The sequence below is a fragment of the Chromobacterium alkanivorans genome (genome assembly GCF_016937655.1).
Lineage (GTDB): Bacteria > Pseudomonadota > Gammaproteobacteria > Burkholderiales > Chromobacteriaceae > Chromobacterium > Chromobacterium alkanivorans.
This window is the reverse complement of record NZ_JAFHKL010000016.1, coordinates 45,895-62,089: the sequence shown is the minus strand read 5'-3', so window position 1 is coordinate 62,089 and position 16,195 is coordinate 45,895. Positions and strand designations below refer to the sequence as shown.

Annotated in this window: 23 protein-coding genes; 19 read left to right on the top strand and 4 right to left on the bottom strand. The window is 62.2% G+C overall.

The window, feature by feature from the left end; genetic code table 11:
- Positions 1-7 precede the first annotated feature (7 nt).
- Genes JW897_RS21725 through JW897_RS21715 form a run of 3 tightly spaced genes read right to left on the bottom strand, consistent with a single transcriptional unit; the run spans position 8 to position 1,910 of the window.
- Positions 8-520 carry a hypothetical protein gene (locus tag JW897_RS21725; RefSeq protein ID WP_205467599.1) on the bottom strand — a complete coding sequence of 171 codons (513 nt, stop codon included), beginning with the start codon at positions 518-520 and terminating at the stop codon, positions 8-10.
- Between the two features lie 23 nt (positions 521-543).
- Positions 544-1,452, bottom strand: coding sequence for a hypothetical protein (locus JW897_RS21720; protein WP_205467598.1), 909 nt, complete (start codon positions 1,450-1,452; stop codon positions 544-546).
- Between the two features lie 8 nt (positions 1,453-1,460).
- Entirely contained in the window at positions 1,461-1,910 is a 450-nt protein-coding gene (locus JW897_RS21715; protein ID WP_205467597.1) for a helix-turn-helix domain-containing protein, read from the bottom strand.
- Positions 1,911-2,044: 134 nt separating this feature from the next.
- On the opposite strand from JW897_RS21715, the gene JW897_RS21710 reads away from it, so the two are divergent.
- Entirely contained in the window at positions 2,045-2,287 is a 243-nt protein-coding gene (locus JW897_RS21710; protein ID WP_081555693.1) for a DNA-binding protein, read from the top strand.
- Here JW897_RS21710 and JW897_RS21705 read toward each other — a convergent pair.
- On the bottom strand, positions 2,260-2,535 hold the full coding sequence (locus JW897_RS21705) for a hypothetical protein (RefSeq protein ID WP_205467596.1): 276 nt from the start codon (positions 2,533-2,535) through the stop codon (positions 2,260-2,262). The two genes, JW897_RS21710 and JW897_RS21705, sit on opposite strands and share 28 nt — an antisense overlap.
- 108 nt (positions 2,536-2,643) lie before the next feature.
- Between JW897_RS21705 and JW897_RS21700 the strand changes: the two genes are divergently transcribed.
- The 18 genes from JW897_RS21700 to JW897_RS21615 all read left to right on the top strand — a co-directional run bounded on the left by JW897_RS21700 (position 2,644) and on the right by JW897_RS21615 (position 16,185).
- Positions 2,644-3,120 (top strand): hypothetical protein, encoded by a 477-nt coding sequence (locus JW897_RS21700; protein WP_240352327.1) that lies wholly within the window; start codon positions 2,644-2,646, stop codon positions 3,118-3,120.
- On the top strand, positions 3,120-3,431 hold the full coding sequence (locus tag JW897_RS21695) for a helix-turn-helix domain-containing protein (RefSeq protein WP_205467594.1): 312 nt from the start codon (positions 3,120-3,122) through the stop codon (positions 3,429-3,431). Before JW897_RS21700 ends, JW897_RS21695 begins: the two co-directional genes overlap by 1 nt.
- Positions 3,432-3,443: 12 nt before the next feature.
- Complete coding sequence (locus tag JW897_RS21690) at positions 3,444-4,406, top strand: hypothetical protein (protein ID WP_240352326.1); 963 nt, start codon at positions 3,444-3,446, stop codon at positions 4,404-4,406.
- Between the two features lie 15 nt (positions 4,407-4,421).
- Positions 4,422-6,197 (top strand): DDE-type integrase/transposase/recombinase, encoded by a 1,776-nt coding sequence (locus JW897_RS21685; protein WP_240352325.1) that lies wholly within the window; start codon positions 4,422-4,424, stop codon positions 6,195-6,197.
- Positions 6,198-6,207: 10 nt separating this feature from the next.
- Positions 6,208-7,401, top strand: coding sequence for an ExeA family protein (locus tag JW897_RS21680; RefSeq protein WP_205467592.1), 1,194 nt, complete (start codon positions 6,208-6,210; stop codon positions 7,399-7,401).
- A gap of 1 nt (position 7,402) precedes the next feature.
- Positions 7,403-7,708, top strand: coding sequence for a hypothetical protein (locus JW897_RS21675; protein WP_205467591.1), 306 nt, complete (start codon positions 7,403-7,405; stop codon positions 7,706-7,708).
- Positions 7,709-7,718: 10 nt separating this feature from the next.
- Positions 7,719-8,057, top strand: a complete 339-nt coding sequence (locus JW897_RS21670; protein WP_205467590.1) for a hypothetical protein — start codon at positions 7,719-7,721, stop codon at positions 8,055-8,057.
- Positions 8,054-8,401 (top strand): hypothetical protein, encoded by a 348-nt coding sequence (locus tag JW897_RS21665; RefSeq protein ID WP_205467589.1) that lies wholly within the window; start codon positions 8,054-8,056, stop codon positions 8,399-8,401. Before JW897_RS21670 ends, JW897_RS21665 begins: the two co-directional genes overlap by 4 nt.
- Positions 8,398-9,018 carry a DUF3164 family protein gene (locus JW897_RS21660; protein ID WP_205467588.1) on the top strand — a complete coding sequence of 207 codons (621 nt, stop codon included), beginning with the start codon at positions 8,398-8,400 and terminating at the stop codon, positions 9,016-9,018. Before JW897_RS21665 ends, JW897_RS21660 begins: the two co-directional genes overlap by 4 nt.
- Before the next feature lies 1 nt (position 9,019).
- On the top strand, positions 9,020-9,658 hold the full coding sequence (locus tag JW897_RS21655) for a gp16 family protein (RefSeq protein WP_205467587.1): 639 nt from the start codon (positions 9,020-9,022) through the stop codon (positions 9,656-9,658).
- Complete coding sequence (locus tag JW897_RS21650) at positions 9,655-10,008, top strand: Mor transcription activator family protein (RefSeq protein WP_048410762.1); 354 nt, start codon at positions 9,655-9,657, stop codon at positions 10,006-10,008. Before JW897_RS21655 ends, JW897_RS21650 begins: the two co-directional genes overlap by 4 nt.
- Before the next feature lie 139 nt (positions 10,009-10,147).
- Positions 10,148-11,479, top strand: coding sequence for an amidase (locus JW897_RS21645; RefSeq protein ID WP_275899895.1), 1,332 nt, complete (start codon positions 10,148-10,150; stop codon positions 11,477-11,479).
- 11 nt (positions 11,480-11,490) lie between these two features.
- Positions 11,491-11,802, top strand: a complete 312-nt coding sequence (locus tag JW897_RS21640) for a DUF1484 family protein (protein ID WP_156187719.1) — start codon at positions 11,491-11,493, stop codon at positions 11,800-11,802.
- 290 nt (positions 11,803-12,092) lie between these two features.
- A complete protein-coding gene (locus JW897_RS21635; protein ID WP_048412235.1) occupies positions 12,093-12,425 on the top strand; it encodes a hypothetical protein in 333 nt (110 codons plus the stop codon).
- 79 nt (positions 12,426-12,504) lie between these two features.
- Positions 12,505-13,128 (top strand): thiol:disulfide interchange protein DsbA/DsbL, encoded by a 624-nt coding sequence (locus JW897_RS21630; protein ID WP_205467585.1) that lies wholly within the window; start codon positions 12,505-12,507, stop codon positions 13,126-13,128.
- Between the two features lie 331 nt (positions 13,129-13,459).
- Complete coding sequence (zapE, locus tag JW897_RS21625; RefSeq protein WP_048412237.1) at positions 13,460-14,623, top strand: cell division protein ZapE; 1,164 nt, start codon at positions 13,460-13,462, stop codon at positions 14,621-14,623.
- 12 nt (positions 14,624-14,635) lie between these two features.
- Positions 14,636-15,214, top strand: coding sequence for a uracil-DNA glycosylase family protein (locus JW897_RS21620; protein ID WP_048412238.1), 579 nt, complete (start codon positions 14,636-14,638; stop codon positions 15,212-15,214).
- A gap of 38 nt (positions 15,215-15,252) precedes the next feature.
- Positions 15,253-16,185, top strand: coding sequence for an alpha/beta fold hydrolase (locus JW897_RS21615; RefSeq protein ID WP_205467584.1), 933 nt, complete (start codon positions 15,253-15,255; stop codon positions 16,183-16,185).
- Positions 16,186-16,195 lie beyond the last annotated feature (10 nt).

Sequence of the window (16,195 nt, the reverse complement as noted above, 5' to 3'; positions counted from 1 at the left end):
TGGGTAGTCACTTTTTACAAGTATAGGCAACTGTGCCCACGCTTCCATCAGGACGTATACCTAATACCTTCAAACATCCTAGCCGTGGAGGTGTCTCACTAGTAGAAGCGATTTGCTCTGTTGCGGGAGCCTCTCCACCAGTCTTGGCTATTTTTAAGCACTCGCCACGCTGCGTCTGGTATTCCTTCCACGTTCCAGCTACAGATCCAAGCACAGATTCTTTGCCAGCTTGGGCCGTGCCAAGCTTGGCCAGCCACCAGCTTTGAGCATGAACCCCTGCGGCAAAGCAACGACCAAACGGACGGTCAAAGACAGAGGTGCCGAACTTTTTCCCATCCTCTTTGAGCCTACTCATACGCTTGCTCTGCTCATGAATGGTCTTCTGATCTCCTGACTTCAAGATGGGCTCCGCAGCCTTGGTCGCCACATCAAGATCACGAATGTAGTTGCTTGCATCCAGCGGACTGGCTGCAAATGTTTGACCTGCAATGAACAGTGCAGCTAAACCCAAAAATCGCATCTCAGCTTCCTTTTTAAAGGCTACTAGAACAGTTTCTCCATACCATCGGCCGGGGAGGTTTGTTCTAAATTCATCTCGGGAATCGGTTCAGGCTCTACTCGTTGTTGGCGCTTGGGCTTGGCTTGTTTTTTTGGCAAAGCTTTACTTTTGGTCTGTGGGCTCTTGGGAGAAATAGCCTGCCACTGTGGGGCGAAACCATCTTTGCCAGATACACACCGAAGGTCGGTGGCATTCTTATTGTCGATGATGCTGCCAACCGTGAATAGGCTGCCACCATACTCACAGCGCACCAGTTGCTGCTGGGCGAACTGCAATTGTCCAGCCAAAGAGTAACGCTGATATCCAAAGAAGACCGACACAGCAATGGCAACCACAGTGATTGCGATCAGAACAGCAAGGTTCTTCCTAGTCTGTCCAAGTATGTCCGCTGCTGATGCACACTGGGTGCAGTGAGATGGCGTGCGCTGGCTTCTCAGGTAGGCAACGCTGTTCTGTGCCTCGCTTAGCGCTCTCTCTTGTTGAAGAAGCCGCTGCTCAAGCTTGTGTTTGGCTTGCTGTGCAAATTTAAGCTGGTCTGAGAAGGAGGTATGCTTTTCCGTCAGCTGCTGCAGCGCACTCGTTGTTTGTTTTAGCTGGTACGCCAACTCCGCGCGTTCTAGCAGCAGATCGACGATGGCATGCGCGGCATCACGATGCCCCAAGCACATTGCATCAACGTTTTCGACCCCAATCGTCTTGTGCAGAAACGTCCAAGTCCGCCCGCCATGCTCACCATACTTCTCATGCAGAATCTTGACTTTATTGTTTATCTCTACTCGCTCTTTGCCTGTGAGCGGTCGTCCTTGGTCGTGGTGGATATGGTTATTGATGTTGCCATTTGCCAGCTGCCCGTTGAAGTCGCCGTATATGATTTGTTTTTTGCTCGTCTCCATACAACCTCTTAGCTCTTCTTATGTCGATGCTTCCCACCAAAATTCATTGTGCCTGTATTGATTGCATCTCCTTCGACCATCTGGCCGTTGAAGTCTCCAGCAACCTGCACCGAAGCGCTGCTTTCGGTTGATGGAGCAGACTTCATCACAAGTTTGACGACAGCCTTAGCCAACTGAGCTGCATCCACTTTCTTCTCTAACGACAGCAAATCGACGGCATCAAGTACCGCTTGATGCACCGCAGACTCCCCGAATCCACTTCCCTTACGTTGCCCGGTCAGGACGTATTGAACGTCGACTCCCACTGCAGCCAATGCGGAAAGCTGTACTGCAGTTGGAGAGGAGACACCTTTCTCCCAGTCGACAAGCGTGCGGCGCTTGGCTCCTGCTGCATCAGCAAAGACCTCTTGGGTTAGCCCCAATCGGTCCCGCTCTTCTCTAAGCCTTACATCAATCAAGAGAAAATCTCCGCACATATATACATTTGACTTGTGCAGATTTCTGCACAATAATCAGATCACACCGTCCCACCACGAACGGCAACTTAACCGGCACCAAATTAAGCGCCATCAGCCCCTCTACAGGAGCCAACATGATACTGCGTACCGCTGCTGAAGCTCGTGCCGAGCTCCAGTCCAAAGGCATCTCGATCACCCAGTGGGCGATCGCCAACAAGTTCTCTCCCAACCTGGTATTCGAGGTTTTGGGTGGCCGCAAAAAATGCGTCCGTGGGCAAGCCCATGAGATTGCCATCAAGTTGGGAATGAAGGCCGGAGAAATCTGTACCGACCCTGCCAACGCTTTGTGTCAAACCCGCCGCCGTTCCGCTGCGTGACTGGCCGCCTGATTTCCATATAGGTCAAACACCATGTCCGCCCACGCATCCACTTCATCGGTCAGCGCCGCCACAGCTCCGGGCTCTAAGCCGGCTGCCTTCGGCGCCGCCACATATTGCTCCAGCCTGTCGACCAATTGCTGGGCATCCAGCACGCCGGCCTTGAAGGTGGCATCCAGCAGCATCTCGATCACCAGATTCTGCGCGGTGATCTGGGCCTGCAGTCGTTGTTCCAGTGCGGACATCATTGGCTTCCTTGTGCGAATTATCCGCTTTTCATGCTACTTGGCGCAAACGTCTTGCGACAGATGCAAAACCGCACTTTGTTTGGAAGCCGCTTTACCGGAGGTATTCCAATGACCAAGCGCAATTGGAAGCGTGTCCAGCCAAGCTCATTGCGCAATGCGCTGGAGCTGTGCAAGGACTACGCAAAAGAGCGGCATAACCTGTCGGTTGAGCGCATTGCCGACCGCATGGGGCTGAGCGACCACTGGACGGTTTACAAGTGGATTCAGACCGGACGCATCCCCGCCAACATGATCCGCGCCTACGAAACAGTGTGTGGCATCAACTACGCCACCCGGTGGCTGGCCGCCAGCGGCGGCAGCCTGCTGATCGATATTCCGTCTGGACGAAACGCCTCCGCCGAAGACATGCAGACCTTGCAGAGCGTGCTGAACGATGCCGCCGGCAGGCTGCTGCAGTTCTACGCCGGCAAGGCTCAAGCCGCCGATACCTTGGCGGCCATCCAGCAGGCGATGGAAGGCCTGGCCTGGCATCGCGGCAATGTCGAAAAACACCTGCAACCCGAACTGGAACTGGGAGGCTATTGATGAGCGCGCCAAGCCAAACCACCAAGAGCGCCGAAAAGGTGCTGGAAGTCCTGACCGTGCTGCTGGGGCACTTCGCCCACGGCCTGACACCGGGAGAGCTGGCCAAAGCCACCGACCTGTCGCCGTCGAACATCACCCGCTACGTTGCCACGTTGGAAGAAAAGGGCTTTGTCGAGCGCATCCCCGAGACCGGCCGCATCCGCCCCTCGGTGAAGCTGGCCCAGCACGCGGTGGCTATCCTGCGCAGCCTGGACAGCGCCAAGCAGCGCATCGACGAAATCCAGAACCGCCTGGCAACCAACTATCTGTAATCGGAGAAGAACATGGCCCGTAAAGCTGCAGAAACCCAACCCCAAGCCACCGACAACACCTTGCCGGCGCTGCCCGCCATGGCCGAAGCCGCTAATCGCCTTGCGGTGATGCACGCCGAGCAAGAGGCGACGGTGCGCGCCGTGGCAGCACAACTGGGCTATCAACTGCCCGCCGACTGCACTGATCCCGATCTGATCCAACGCGACATTGCGGCCAATATGCGCCGCAGCGTTGAGGCCTGCCTGGAAGTCGGCCGCGGCCTGCGGGTATTGAAGGAGGCCTGCGAACATGGACAATTCATTCCCCGCATCGATGCACTAGGCATCGAAGTCCGTGTGGCACAGAAATTCATGGCTTCTGCCGCCAAGTTTTCAAATGCGGCGTCAACGCCGCTTTTGAAAGCCGCAGGTAACCAGACCAAGCTGTTCGAGATGCTGGTCCTGGACGACGAGCAGATCGAAGAGTTGGAGCTGTCTGGCCAGACTGGAGAGCTGACGCTCGACGACATCGCCACCATGAGCGTCAAGGAACTGCGCGCCAAGCTGCGCGAGGCCCGTGAGGACGCCGAGGCGCAGGCCCGGCTGCTATCCGACAAAAACACCAAGCTCGACGAGCTGGCGGCCAAGCTGTCCACCAAGAAGGCCCGCGTCCAAGTGCCGCCGCCGGATGTCGAGGGTGCGGATATCCGCAAGGAGGCCAGCCAGTTTGCGTTCGAGGCTGAGTCCGTGGTGCGCGGCAAGCTGCATGCCGCCTTCCAGGCCCTGGTTGAGCACTCCGAAAAACACGGGCTGCCGCATGATGACTTCATGGCCGGCCTGATTGGCCAACTGGAGTTGTCCACCCGGCAGTTGCGCAGCGAGTTCGGCATTAAGGAGCGCCCGGACGGGCAGGAAACACCGGATTGGCTGCGCGACCCTGAGCCGGTGCTGCCGGCCAATGATGGTCAGCTCGACCTGCTGCGGGCGGAAGGGTAAGCCATGAGCGCCGTCATGAACGAACGTGTTGTGGCTGCGGCCCTGGCCGCCCGCACAGCCGGGCATGGCGACAAGGGTGCCATTTACGATGCGGCCTGCCGCGAGTTGGGCATCTCTCGCGCCACGCTGATGAAGAAGATCAAGGAACTGACGCTGACGTCGCCGCGCAAGCGCCGTTCAGACGCGGGCCAGAGCGCGCTGGAGCGCGACGAGGCGCTGCTGATCTCGGCGCTGTTGATGGAATCCACCCGGAAGAACGGCAAGCGGCTGTACTCGGTGGCGGACGCCATCGAGACCCTGCGGGCCAACGGCATGATCCGGGCCGAGTTCCTGGATACCGCAACCGGCGAGCTGCGGCCGCTGTCGGAAAGCACGATCTCCCGCGCCTTGCGCACTTATGGCCTGCACCCGGATCAACTGCTGGCCCCGGCACCTGTCACCGAGTTGGCCAGCCTGCACCCGAACCATGTCTGGCAGATCGACGCCAGCTTGTGCGTGCTCTATTACCTGAAGCCCTCGGCCGATATCCGCGCCAACGGCCTGCGGGTGATGGATCACACCGAGTTCTACAAGAACAAGCCGAAGAACGTGGCGCGCATTGCCAGTGACCGGGTGTGGAGCTACGAAATCACCGACCACGCCAGCGACTGGATTTATGTCGAGTATGTGATGGGCGCGGAGTCCGGCGAGAACCTGTGTTCGGTGCTGATCAATGCGATGCAGGAACGCGGCGGCGCCGATCTGCTGCACGGCGTGCCTCGCAAGTTGATGCTGGACGCCGGCTCGGCCAACACCGCCGCGATGTCCCGCAATCTATGCCGCGCGCTGGGCATTGAGTTTCTTGTCCATAAGGTGGGCAATGCCCGCGCCACCGGCCAGGTGGAGAACGCGCGCAACATCATTGAACGCAAGCTGGAGCCTGGCCTGAAGTTTCAGCCGGTCAACAGCCTGGACGAGCTCAACGCGCTGGCCAAGCGGTGGCGCATGCATTTCAACGCCACCGCCATCCATAGCCGCCATGGAAAAACCCGCAGCCAGGCCTGGATGGCCATCCAGGTCAGCCAACTGATCAAGGCGCCCGCTGTGGAAGTGTGCCGCGAACTGGCGGTGGCCCAGCCGGAAAGCCGCAAGGTATCGCCGAAGCTGCGCGTGTCATTCCAAGGCCGCGAGTACGACGTGTCGACGGTGCCGGACGTGATGGTGGGCGAGAAGCTGATGGTCACCCGCAACCCGTGGCGCCAGGACGCCGCCCAAGTCGTCCTGGTGGGCGAAGACGGACGCGAGGTGTTCCATGTCGTGAACGAAGTGCTGAAAAACGAGTTCGGGTTCGCCACGACGGCCGCCACTTTGGGCGAGTCGTACAAACAGCACGCCGAGACACCGGCCCAGGCCGCGCTCAAGCAGATCGAACAGATCGTCACCGGCACCGACAGCCCGGCGGCGGCCGAGGCCGCGCGCAAAGCCAAGGAGATTCCCTTTGGCGGCCGTCTGGACCCTTACAAGCATATCGAAGAGGCGGAACTGCCGGCCTACCTGCCGCGTCGTGGCACCGAACACGGGCTGGCCGCGCCTCAGGTCGAGTTCCCGCCGCTGACCTTGATCGAAGCCGCCAAGCAGCTGAAACAGCGCGTGACCGCCGCCGGCGGCGAATGGACGGCGGATCGTTTCCAGTGGCTAGCCCAACGCAACCCGGCCGGTGTTCCAGAAGACCAGCTCGACGCGATTGTGGCCGAGCTATGCAGCCCCTCTGCGGGCATGAAGTCGCCGCTTCGCGTGGTGAAGACGGCATAAGGAGAGTGTCATGTTGAAGCTGAAAAGCGTACTGCAGGCCGTGGGCCGCAAGCAGTCCGATCTGGCCGAACACCTCGGCCTATCCCAAGCCTCGGTGGCCCAGATCGTCAATCACGGCGAATGGCCGAAGAGCCTGGATGAAACCGATCTGCAGGAAAGCATCATCCGCTATCTGCAGGCGCACGGCGCGGCCGATGGCGACATCGACAGCGTCTTTGAAGAGGTGAGCGAGCCGCGCGCCAACGCGGCCCGCTCGGTCTCCCCGTCGAAAACCGCTACAGAGTCCAACCAGGAGGAATCCATGTTACTGCGTAAACAAGCGCTGTTTCCAGCGACCCGCAAGCATTTCAACTTATTCCGCGACCCATTTGGCGATGACGCCATCCAGTCGCACGAGGATATGTACGTCAGCCCGGACATCCGCTATGTCCGCGAAGCGATGCTGCAGACTGCAAAACACGGCGGCCTGCTGGCGGTGGTGGCCGAATCCGGCGCCGGCAAAACCACGCTGATGCGCGATCTGGAGGACCGCATCCTGCGCGAGACCCAGCCGATCCTGGTGATCAAGCCCTATGTGCTGGGCATGGAGGATAACGACCAGAAGGGCAAGACCCTGAAAGCCACGCACATCGCCGAGGCGCTCATGGCCGCCGTGGCGCCACTGGAGAAGCCGAAGAGCAGCCCCGAGGCGCGCTTTGCCCAGTTGCACAAGGCGCTCAAGGAAAGCCACGCCGCCGGCTTCCGCCATTGCCTGGTGATCGACGAAGCCCATGCGCTGCCTATCCCCACCATCAAGCACCTGAAGCGTTTCTTCGAACTGGAGCTGGGCTTCAAAAAGCTGCTGTCGATCATCCTGATCGGCCAACCCGAGTTGAAAACCAAGCTGAGCGAGCGCGACGCGGCCGTGCGCGAGGTGGTGCAGCGCTGCGAGATGGTGGAGCTGGCCCCGTTGGAGGGCGGCCGCCTGGACGAATACCTGAAGTTCAAGTTCGAGCGCATGAGCAAGCCGGTCAGCGAAGTGATCGACGCCAGCGGCATCGACGCCTTGCGCGCCAAGCTGACGGTAGCCACGCGCCGGGATCGCCCGGAGACGGTGTCGCTGCTGTATCCGCTGGCGGTGGGCAATCTGCTGACGGCGTGCATGAACCTGGCCGCCGACCTGGGGGTGCCTTTGGTCAACGCCGATGTGGTCCGGGGGGTGTGACATGGTGCCGCAAGCTCTTATCTCAAAAACACCCAACAGCAACCAGGTAGTGCTGTCGGCCATCCGTGGCGTGGTCGATTCGGTGGAAGCGTTGGCTGAAAACGGTTTTGTGGTGGTGGCGGTGGAGTTGTCGTCCGTGCTGCGCCCTACGATCCGCATCCAAAGCTGCGGCAAGTGCCTGCGCATGATCAACCAGGGCGAGGCGGTCTATTACAGCTACGGCCGGCGTGATCACTGCGGCCCGTACCGGGAAGGCCAGTTCATGCTGGGCCGCTGCCGTGTGGTGTGGACTGAATTTGGTCATTGAGGGGGTGGGAATGGAACGTGTAAAGAATGAAATCGCCGCGCTTGGCCGCATCGCTACCTATCAGCCATGGCAGATCATCCGCCAGGCGGGTGCGGGCGGGAACCACTTCGACATCTATTGTTTCAGCGATCACACCCTGGAACTGGTGGCGGATATGTACTCGGTTCAGTTTGAGGATGAAGCGCGTATTGATCCCACGATGAAGTTCAGCAACGACGATTGGGACCTCGAAAAACTGGTATTGCCGGCGGCCTGCAGCCGTGAGGCCTTCTACCAGCTCTACCGCACTGGCCGGCAGTTGGTGCAAAGCAAGCGCAGGCTGCTGCGGCTGGCGCCCAAGGCGGCATGAACACGGCGCAACCGGAACTGGACGCTGCCACCCGGCAGCGTCTGGCCGAAGAGGTGGAGCGGCTGGTGGCGCAGGGGACTGACCGCCGCGAGGCCCGGCAAATCGTCTGGCTGGACTACCTCGACGAGTTGAAGCCGTTCCAGGTTGCGCCGGCGAACTCGGCGCCGGCCCCGGAGGAGGACAAGGCCGAGCCTCCTGTTGAGCCCAAGGCTGAAGTACCGAATACCCGCCCTCGCCAGTTCTGGAGCGCATCGGCCGAACCGCAATTTACCGATGAGTGGCTGCGGAAGAACCGGAAGGAACTGGCGAAAGTGAAGCAAATGATGATGAGGATCAGCAAATGACTACCGAGCAAAACGTACCAGACGGCTACTGGCAAGACGCCAAGGGCTACCTGGTTCCCGAAAGTCTGATCAAGCCGATCGACAAGGAACGCGACCGGCTGGTGAAAGAGCTGGTCGACAAGGCCCGTGGCGTCACCAAGGTGCTGGCGGACTTCAAGGCTCAGGCGTTTGGCGACATCTCCGCCTTCATCGATATGTCGGTGGAGCAATACGACGCCAAGCTGGGCGGTAAAAAGGGCAACTTGACCCTCTACAGCTTCGACGGCAAGTACCGCATCCAGCGGGCGATTCAGGACCGCATCGCCTTTGACGAACGGCTGCAAGCCGCCCGCGTGTTGATCGACGAATGCCTGGCGGACTGGACGGAGGGCGCGCGGCCGGAGCTGCAGGCCATCGTAAACAAGGCTTTTGATAGCGACAAAGAGGGCCAGATCAACACCGCCCGCGTGCTGGCCCTGCGCCGCTACGAGATCAAGGACGAGCGCTGGCAGCGCGCGATGGTGGCAATCAGCGAGGCCGTCCAGGTAGTAGGCAGCAAGTCCTACATTCGTGTTTACGAACGCATCGGCGAGACGGATCAGTACCAGCCGATCGCTCTTGATATCGCGGGGGTGTGAGATGGCCAAGGGCGCTAATGGAAAGCTTCCTGTGACGCATGTCGACAACCGTCAGCGCCTGATCCGCTTGATCCACGTCGCCAAGCGCGATCTCGCACTGGATGACGACAGCTATCGCGCCATCCTGCAGCGGATTGGAAAGCAAGCGTCGTCGTCAAAGCTGACCATTCCACAGCTCAGCCAGGTTTTGGAATACATGAAGCAGGCAGGCTTCAAGGTGCGTTCCAAAGCCGGCGGGCGGCCCCTGGCGAAAGACTGCCAGTCAAAGATGATTCGCGGCATATGGCTGGAACTCGCCGGCATGGAAGTGGTGCGCAACGCATCCGAGGAAGCCCTGGCGACGTTTGTGAAGCGCATGGCCAAGGTCGACACATTGCAGTGGCTGTCGACGGAGCAGGCCAGCCTGGTGATTGAGCATCTAAAGGAATGGCGCCAGCGAGTGGTCAAGGCTCGCCGTGCTCAACTGCACAGGGCCATGGGGTTGCCGGTACCGGCTGGTATTGAGGCGCAGGCGGCGCAGGAAGAGCAAATGCGAGAGGCCGCCGGCGCTGTGCTTGGCCACAAGACCAGCGTCGCGGAAATGACCGAAACGGCGTTTCAGGCGGTGCTGACCCACTTCACCACGGAGACCATGCAATGAGAGACCAATTTCGAAGCAAAGGCCCTGAGCTGCTCCTCGACCTGGCCGATCATGTAGCGGTGGCCCTGGTGGAGCTGGCCAGCATGGAGCAAGAGCGCGCCATCCAGCTGGGCAGAGAGATCGCCAACCGCATGGCCATCCACTGGGGTGGCCAGAACGTGTATTTCCCGATGGGGCTTTCGATCCGGCTATCGGAAAGAGACCGCCGTATCTTTGACGATTTCGATGGCGCCAACCATAGCGAACTCGCGCGCAAGTACGGCGTGTCGATACAATGGGTCTACAAGATCGTGAAGGCAGTCCGCCAAGAAGAAATGGCCCGTCGGCAAGGCGACATGTTTGGCCATTGATTGACCCAAGCAGCCAGCGATAACTGTTTCACTGGCTGCAACACATTTCCAAGTCCCATCCCACGAAGTCCGCCATCATCCCGAGTCATCCCGGATTTATCTCGGTAAACTCCTACCAGTTATCTCACTTCCCCTCAGCATGAAGCCCACTGTGATGCAGATGCACAGGAATCTGCTGCTGGGCAACACCAGCAGCGTGGCGTTGACGGAAGGGGCGCTGGACGCCATTGCCGGGCATCAAGGCGCGGAGGGCGCGATCTTCACCCAGGTGCATGCCCACGCCGCGCTGGCCGCCGCCCGGCGTATCGACGCAAGCAAGCGTTTTTCCACCCCTCTGGCCGGCATTCCCCTGTCGGTCAATGACAGCTTCGATATCCAGGGCGCGGTCACCACCGCCGGCTCCGTGGTGTTGAAGCCCTCTGCGCCGGCCGGCCTGGACGCGGAGGCGGTGAGCAAGCTGCGCCAGGCCGGGGCGGTGCTGTTGGGGCGCACCAATATGAGCGAGTTCGCCTATTCCGGCCTGGGCCTGAATCCGCATTACGGCACGCCGCGCAACCCCGGCGACCCGGAGTGCGTGGCCGGCGGCTCCAGTTCCGGCGCGGCGGTCAGCGTGGCCCTGGGGCTGAGCGCCGCCGCGCTGGTGTCCGATACCGGCGGTTCGGCGCGCATCCCCGCCGCCTTTTGCGGCCTGGTCGGCTTCAAGGCCACCGCGCGGCGGATGCCGATGCAGGGCTGCCTGCCTTTGTCGCCGTCGCTGGACTCCATCGGCACGCTGGCGCGCTCGGTCTCCTGCTGCGCCATCCTGGACGCGGCGCTCAGCGGAGGCTGGCTGCCCGCCCATGCGAGCGGCCAGCCGCCCGACGTGAAAAAACGCCGGCTCTACGTGACGGAAGACTATCTGGCCGACCAGACGGACCCAACCGTGGCCCAGGCTTTCGACGACGCGCTGGCGTGTTTGTCGCGGGCGGGGGCCCGCATCATCCGTTTCGATTTTCCCGAGCTTGGGTGGATTGCGGATATGGACGCCCAGGGCGGCTTGGCGGCGGCCGAGGCCTGGCGCTGGCATCGGGAGCGGCTGGAGGGCGAGAGCGGCGACTGCTACGACCCGCGCATCGCCCAAGGCTTGAGGCAGGGCGCCGGTCAGAGCGCGGTCCGTTATCTGGAGCTGCTGGAGCGGCGCCGGGCGCTGCAAGCCGTCGCCGCGCATCGCCTGTCCATGGCCGACGCCTGGCTGATGCCCACGGTGGCGATTCTGCCGCCCAAGCTGGCGGAGCTGGACGACGACGAGGACTACGCCCGTTTGAACCAACGGGTATTGCGCAATAGCGCGGTGATCAATCTATTGGATGGCTGCGCGGCCAGCCTGCCGCTGACGGGCCAGATTGGCCTGGGCGTATGCGGCTTGCAGGGCCGCGACGCGCATATCCTGAAGCTGGCCGCCGGCATCGAGCGCGCGCTGGCGAACCGTTAAGGAGAGCGACGATGAAAGTCCCATTGCCCGTGATGGAGCAATTGAAGCAGCTGAACCAGAACCTGCTGGACACCCAACCAGACCGGACCGCCTTGTCCCTGCTTGGCCGCCAGATGGCCGAGCAGTGCGCGGAAATGGACGCGTGCCTGTTGCAAGGCTTGATGGATATCCGCTCAGCCCATGTCGGCCTGCAAGCCATCCTGACGTTGCTGCAGCGCCGCGACGAGCCTTTGCTGTTCAGCAGCGAGGAGGCGGTGGCCCTGCTGGAGCCGGTGCAGCAGCGCCTGAAACGCGGCTTGAACCGCCTCAATCGCCTGATCTGAGCCGCCGCGCCGCCGCGTTGGAAAAAAACGCGGCGGCGCCGGTTTTTCGTACTGGTCAGATATTTTTCGGCGGCGCGTTTGCGCATACTTTGCCCATCTTATGCGGCGTCCTGTTGCATAGGGTCTCACGCCGATCCCCCGGTGTTGAGCTGCCTAGTGTCTATTGCAAACCTATTATGTTTGCCTCCCTCTCCCTGCGCGGAGAGGGATATTTTTTTAACCGGAATCCCGCTCCGGCCTGTCGGCACGCGCTGATCGCGCCGTTTGCGAGCCATCTGCTAGGAGAAAGCATGAACTTCAATATGAATGTCGCCCAGTTCCAGCACAAATTGGCCGAAATGGAGGAGGAAAACCTCATGCTGCGCTTGCAGTTGGACGTTTACCGCGATGAGCTGTTCAAAAAGTACGAGTCGTTTCTCGATGAGAAGCTGACGACGGAAATGGAGAAAAAGCTGAGCCTGGATGTGCGCAAGGCGGAGGCGGACATGCGTCACAGGCTGCAAGAGGAAATCAAGCTGCTGAAGGAGGAGTTGCAGCGCTTGCGCGGCCCGGCCAAGTCCGAGCCCAGGCTGAACAAGGTGGAAAAGCCGGCCGAGGTGCCGACTTTGCTGGCCACGGCCTGATGCGTCCTCCCCGCTTCCCTTGAACGCGGGGCGCGCGCTGCGACGAAGCCCGGCGGCGGAATCAATGGAGTGTATGTCGATGAAAGCGTTATTGCTGTTGTGTTGGTTTGTTCTGGCGCTGGGCGCGGCGCAAGCGCAGCCCACGGTGGGCAAGGATTACCTGGTATTGCCCAAGCCGCATCCGGTGTCCAGCGGCGACCAGATCGAGGTGGCCGAGTTTTTCTCCTATCCTTGCCGCTATTGTCAGGCTCAGGACGTCGCGATATCGGCCTGGCTGAAGACTCAGCCGGCGGATGTGCGCGTGGTGCGCAAGCACGTGGTGTGGGGCAAGCCGATGGAAGGGTATGCGCGGGTGTTCGCCACCTTGAGCGCGGCCGGTTTGACGGAGCGCCTGCACGGCGCCGCGTTCCAGGCGGTGCAGCGCGATAAGGTCCATCTGGGCAACGAGGCGGAGTTTGAGAAGTGGCTGCGCCGCCAGCCGGGCGTGGACGCGACCAAGACCATGGCGGTGTATCGCTCCTTCGCGGTCAAGGCCCAGGTGGAGGCCGCCGCCAAGTTCACCAAGGACTACCGGATCAGCAGCACGCCCATGCTGGTGGTGGACGGCAAATACGTGATCGCCGCGGCTCAGCCCATGCAGACGCGGAAAGTGCTGGACGCCTTGCTGAGCAAGGTGCGCGCGCAAAGAAACGGTCAAGCCTGAGCCAGGTTTAGGACGGGTGCAAAGCCTTGCGAGCCGGAGCAGGACCCGGCGAAGCGCGGCGGAGATTGAACCGGTGCCTGGACAACGCCGCCGCCTAAGAGCCTGCTTGCGATCTGCCGCGCGTCGGTAGAGAGATTGTGCGATGAGTGCCGGCTTCGAAATGCTGATGCACCACGTGTACATTCCGCTTTCTCAGCCGCAACGCCTTGTCTCGCCCTAGCTCGCGAGATCGTAAACACGCTCTAAGGGCGGCGCGTCGTTTTTGCCCGCGCGCGCAAACGGGGTATGATGTCAGGCCGTATCGTCATAGCGTTTGAACACTCCGCCGCCCATGTCCCAGCACACTTTCTCCCCGGATGGGAACGCCCATCTCAGCCCCAAGGCCTGGTACCAGGCCGCCAGCGAAAAGCCCGGCTTCATCCACGACGCGGCCCAGGCCGCGGCGATCGAGGAACTGGATCTGCTGTGGCACCAGCTGGTAGAGTTCAAGAACAAGCGCAACCGCTTCCTCGGGCGCAGCCTGCGCAGCCCGGACGTGCCCAAAGGCCTGTATTTCTGGGGCGGGGTGGGGCGCGGCAAGAGCTTTCTGATGGACGCCTTCTACGCCTGCGTGCCTTACCGCCGCAAGCGCCGCATTCATTTCCACAACTTCATGGCCGAGGTGCACCGCGAGCTGCGCGCGCTGGCCGGCAGCAAGGACCCGCTGCTGGCCTACGCCGACAAGATCGCCCGCGACACCCGCCTGTTGTGCTTCGATGAATTCCACGTCAGCGACATCGCCGACGCGATGATGCTGGGCCGGCTGCTGTCGGCGCTGTTCGAGCGCGGCGTGGTGCTGGTCACCACCTCCAATTACGCGCCGGACGGCCTCTATCCCAACGGCCTGCAACGGCAGAACTTCCTGCCCACCATAGACCTGATCAAGCGCGAGCTGAAAGTGCTGAACGTGGACGGCGGCAACGACTACCGGCTGCGCGAATTGACGCGCGAGCCGCTGTTCATGGTGCCGGCGGACGCGGCCAGCGAGGAGAAGATGGAACAGCTGTTCCAGCGCCTGAGCCACGGCGTGGAGCAGAAAAAGCGCTCCATCGAGGTGCTGGGCCGCGAGATTCCGGTCAAGCGTCTGGCCGCCGGGGCGATCTGGTTCGACTTCCCTGCCTTGTGCGACGGCCCGCGCGCGCAAACCGATTACCTGGAAATCGCCACCGAATACCATACCGTCTTCGTCAGCGGCATTCCCAAGATCACCGCGCGCGAGGCGTCCATCGCCCGCCGCTTCACCTGGCTGGTGGACGTGTTCTACGACAACCGCGTCAAGCTGGTGGCCTCCGCCGCCGCCGAGCCGGAACAGCTGTACACCGAGGGGGTGCAGGCCGGCGAATTCTTCCGCACCGCCAGCCGGCTGACCGAGATGCAATCGCGCAGCTATCTGGAGCTGCCGCACCAGTCCGTCGGCCAGACCCACGACCAGCCGCCGGCCGGCGTGGTGCTGTAAGCGGCGACGCGCATGGACGCCGCCGGCCTGCTGCGGCAAGTGCGCGCCTGCCGGCTGTGCGCGGACAGCCTGCCGCATGGCCCGCGCCCGGTGCTGCAATGGCATCCGGACGCGCGCATCCTGATCGCCGGCCAGGCGCCGGGGCGGCGCGTGCACGCGTCCGGCCTGCCGTTCGACGACCCCAGCGGCGAGCGCCTGCGCGATTGGCTGGGCGTGGACAAGACGGTGTTTTACGACGAGACCCGCATCGCCATCCTGCCGATGGCTTTCTGTTATCCCGGCACCGGCAAGTCCGGCGACCTGCCGCCGCCGCCGCAATGCGCGGCCGCCTGGCGTCAGCCCTTGCTGGACGGCCTGCCGCATGTGCAATTGACGATTTTGCTGGGCCAGTACGCGCAGCGCTACCATCTGCCGGGCCGTTATCCGCGGCTGACCGAGGCGGTGGAGCGTTGGCGCGAACACTGGCCGGCGCTGCTGCCGCTGCCCCACCCCAGCCCGCGCAATCAGCTGTGGTTTCGCCGCCACCCCTGGTTCGAGGCTGAGTTGCTGCCGGCTTTGCGGCAGCGGGTGGCGCAGGCGCTGCGGGGCTGAGCGCGGTTCATCATCGATTTCTCTCCAAGGAGGCCGCAATGTGGCGACGCTGGATCTGGAACGGCAAGCAATGGTTGTTTGACTGGGGCGTGCGCCAGCAACGGCGCTGGGCCGGGCTGAGGCCGCGGCGGCGGCGCCTGGAGCAGGGCGAGCTGAGCTGGCTGGAGCGTCCGGCGCCGGCCGGCGCGGCGGTGGTGGTGATGTTGCACGGCTTCGGCGCGGAGAAAGACCATTGGGCGATGCTGGCGCGCTGCCTGCCCAAGACCTTGTGCCTGATCGCGCCGGATCTGCCCGGTCACGGCGACAGCATGTCCGGCCTGGACATCAGTTACCGGGTGGAGGCACAGGCGGACCGGCTGCATGCCTTTCTGGAGGTCTGGGGCGCGGAGCGCGTCCATCTGATCGGCAACTCCATGGGCGGCGCCATCGCCGCCAACTTCGCCGCGCGCTATCCGCAGTCGGCGGCCAGCCTGACCCTGCTCAACGCCGCCGGCGCCGGCGTCAGCGCCAGTGAAATGGCCGAGCTGTGGCAGCGCAGCGGGGAAAACCCAATGTTGGACATGAGCAGCGCGGACGGGGTGCGGGCGATGCTGGACTGGGCGATGTACCGGCCGCCGCGGGTGCCCGGCTTCGCCATCGAGGTGGCGGCGGCGCGCAAGGCGGAGCGCGCCGCGGTGGAGCGCAAGATTTTCGACGATTTGTTCGACAGCGTGGACCAGCGGCCGCTGCTGGCCGGCATCCAGGCGCCGACGCTGATCGTCTGGGGCCGCGAGGACCGCATCCTGCACGTGGAGGACGCGGACTGCTTCGCCGCCGCCATCGCCGGCAGCGAAAAGCGGGTGTTGGAGCGGGTAGGCCATCTGCCGATGATGGAACAGCCGCGCCAGGTGGCGGAGCTGTGGCTGGATTTTATGCGGCGGCGGGCCTTGCCGGCGGGGCAGGGCGAAGCGTTGGCCACGACAGGGCGCTGAGGGCCGGCAT

What these genes read in the sequence shown, in the direction of transcription:
- JW897_RS21725 (WP_205467599.1), bottom strand. Translation starts at nt 520, where the DNA reads ATGCGATTTTTGGGTTTAGCTGCACTGTTCATTGCAGGTCAAACATTT.
- JW897_RS21720 (WP_205467598.1), bottom strand. Translation starts at nt 1,452, where the DNA reads ATGGAGACGAGCAAAAAACAAATCATATACGGCGACTTCAACGGGCAG.
- JW897_RS21710 (WP_081555693.1), top strand. Translation starts at nt 2,045, where the DNA reads ATGATACTGCGTACCGCTGCTGAAGCTCGTGCCGAGCTCCAGTCCAAA.
- JW897_RS21705 (WP_205467596.1), bottom strand. Translation starts at nt 2,535, where the DNA reads ATGATGTCCGCACTGGAACAACGACTGCAGGCCCAGATCACCGCGCAG.
- JW897_RS21700 (WP_240352327.1), top strand. Translation starts at nt 2,644, where the DNA reads ATGACCAAGCGCAATTGGAAGCGTGTCCAGCCAAGCTCATTGCGCAAT.
- JW897_RS21695 (WP_205467594.1), top strand. Translation starts at nt 3,120, where the DNA reads ATGAGCGCGCCAAGCCAAACCACCAAGAGCGCCGAAAAGGTGCTGGAA.
- JW897_RS21690 (WP_240352326.1), top strand. Translation starts at nt 3,444, where the DNA reads ATGGCCCGTAAAGCTGCAGAAACCCAACCCCAAGCCACCGACAACACC.
- JW897_RS21685 (WP_240352325.1), top strand. Translation starts at nt 4,422, where the DNA reads ATGAACGAACGTGTTGTGGCTGCGGCCCTGGCCGCCCGCACAGCCGGG.
- JW897_RS21680 (WP_205467592.1), top strand. Translation starts at nt 6,208, where the DNA reads ATGTTGAAGCTGAAAAGCGTACTGCAGGCCGTGGGCCGCAAGCAGTCC.
- JW897_RS21675 (WP_205467591.1), top strand. Translation starts at nt 7,403, where the DNA reads ATGGTGCCGCAAGCTCTTATCTCAAAAACACCCAACAGCAACCAGGTA.
- JW897_RS21670 (WP_205467590.1), top strand. Translation starts at nt 7,719, where the DNA reads ATGGAACGTGTAAAGAATGAAATCGCCGCGCTTGGCCGCATCGCTACC.
- JW897_RS21665 (WP_205467589.1), top strand. Translation starts at nt 8,054, where the DNA reads ATGAACACGGCGCAACCGGAACTGGACGCTGCCACCCGGCAGCGTCTG.
- JW897_RS21660 (WP_205467588.1), top strand. Translation starts at nt 8,398, where the DNA reads ATGACTACCGAGCAAAACGTACCAGACGGCTACTGGCAAGACGCCAAG.
- JW897_RS21655 (WP_205467587.1), top strand. Translation starts at nt 9,020, where the DNA reads ATGGCCAAGGGCGCTAATGGAAAGCTTCCTGTGACGCATGTCGACAAC.
- JW897_RS21650 (WP_048410762.1), top strand. Translation starts at nt 9,655, where the DNA reads ATGAGAGACCAATTTCGAAGCAAAGGCCCTGAGCTGCTCCTCGACCTG.
- JW897_RS21645 (WP_275899895.1), top strand. Translation starts at nt 10,148, where the DNA reads ATGAAGCCCACTGTGATGCAGATGCACAGGAATCTGCTGCTGGGCAAC.
- JW897_RS21640 (WP_156187719.1), top strand. Translation starts at nt 11,491, where the DNA reads ATGAAAGTCCCATTGCCCGTGATGGAGCAATTGAAGCAGCTGAACCAG.
- JW897_RS21635 (WP_048412235.1), top strand. Translation starts at nt 12,093, where the DNA reads ATGAACTTCAATATGAATGTCGCCCAGTTCCAGCACAAATTGGCCGAA.
- JW897_RS21630 (WP_205467585.1), top strand. Translation starts at nt 12,505, where the DNA reads ATGAAAGCGTTATTGCTGTTGTGTTGGTTTGTTCTGGCGCTGGGCGCG.
- zapE (WP_048412237.1), top strand. Translation starts at nt 13,460, where the DNA reads ATGTCCCAGCACACTTTCTCCCCGGATGGGAACGCCCATCTCAGCCCC.
- JW897_RS21620 (WP_048412238.1), top strand. Translation starts at nt 14,636, where the DNA reads ATGGACGCCGCCGGCCTGCTGCGGCAAGTGCGCGCCTGCCGGCTGTGC.
- JW897_RS21615 (WP_205467584.1), top strand. Translation starts at nt 15,253, where the DNA reads ATGTGGCGACGCTGGATCTGGAACGGCAAGCAATGGTTGTTTGACTGG.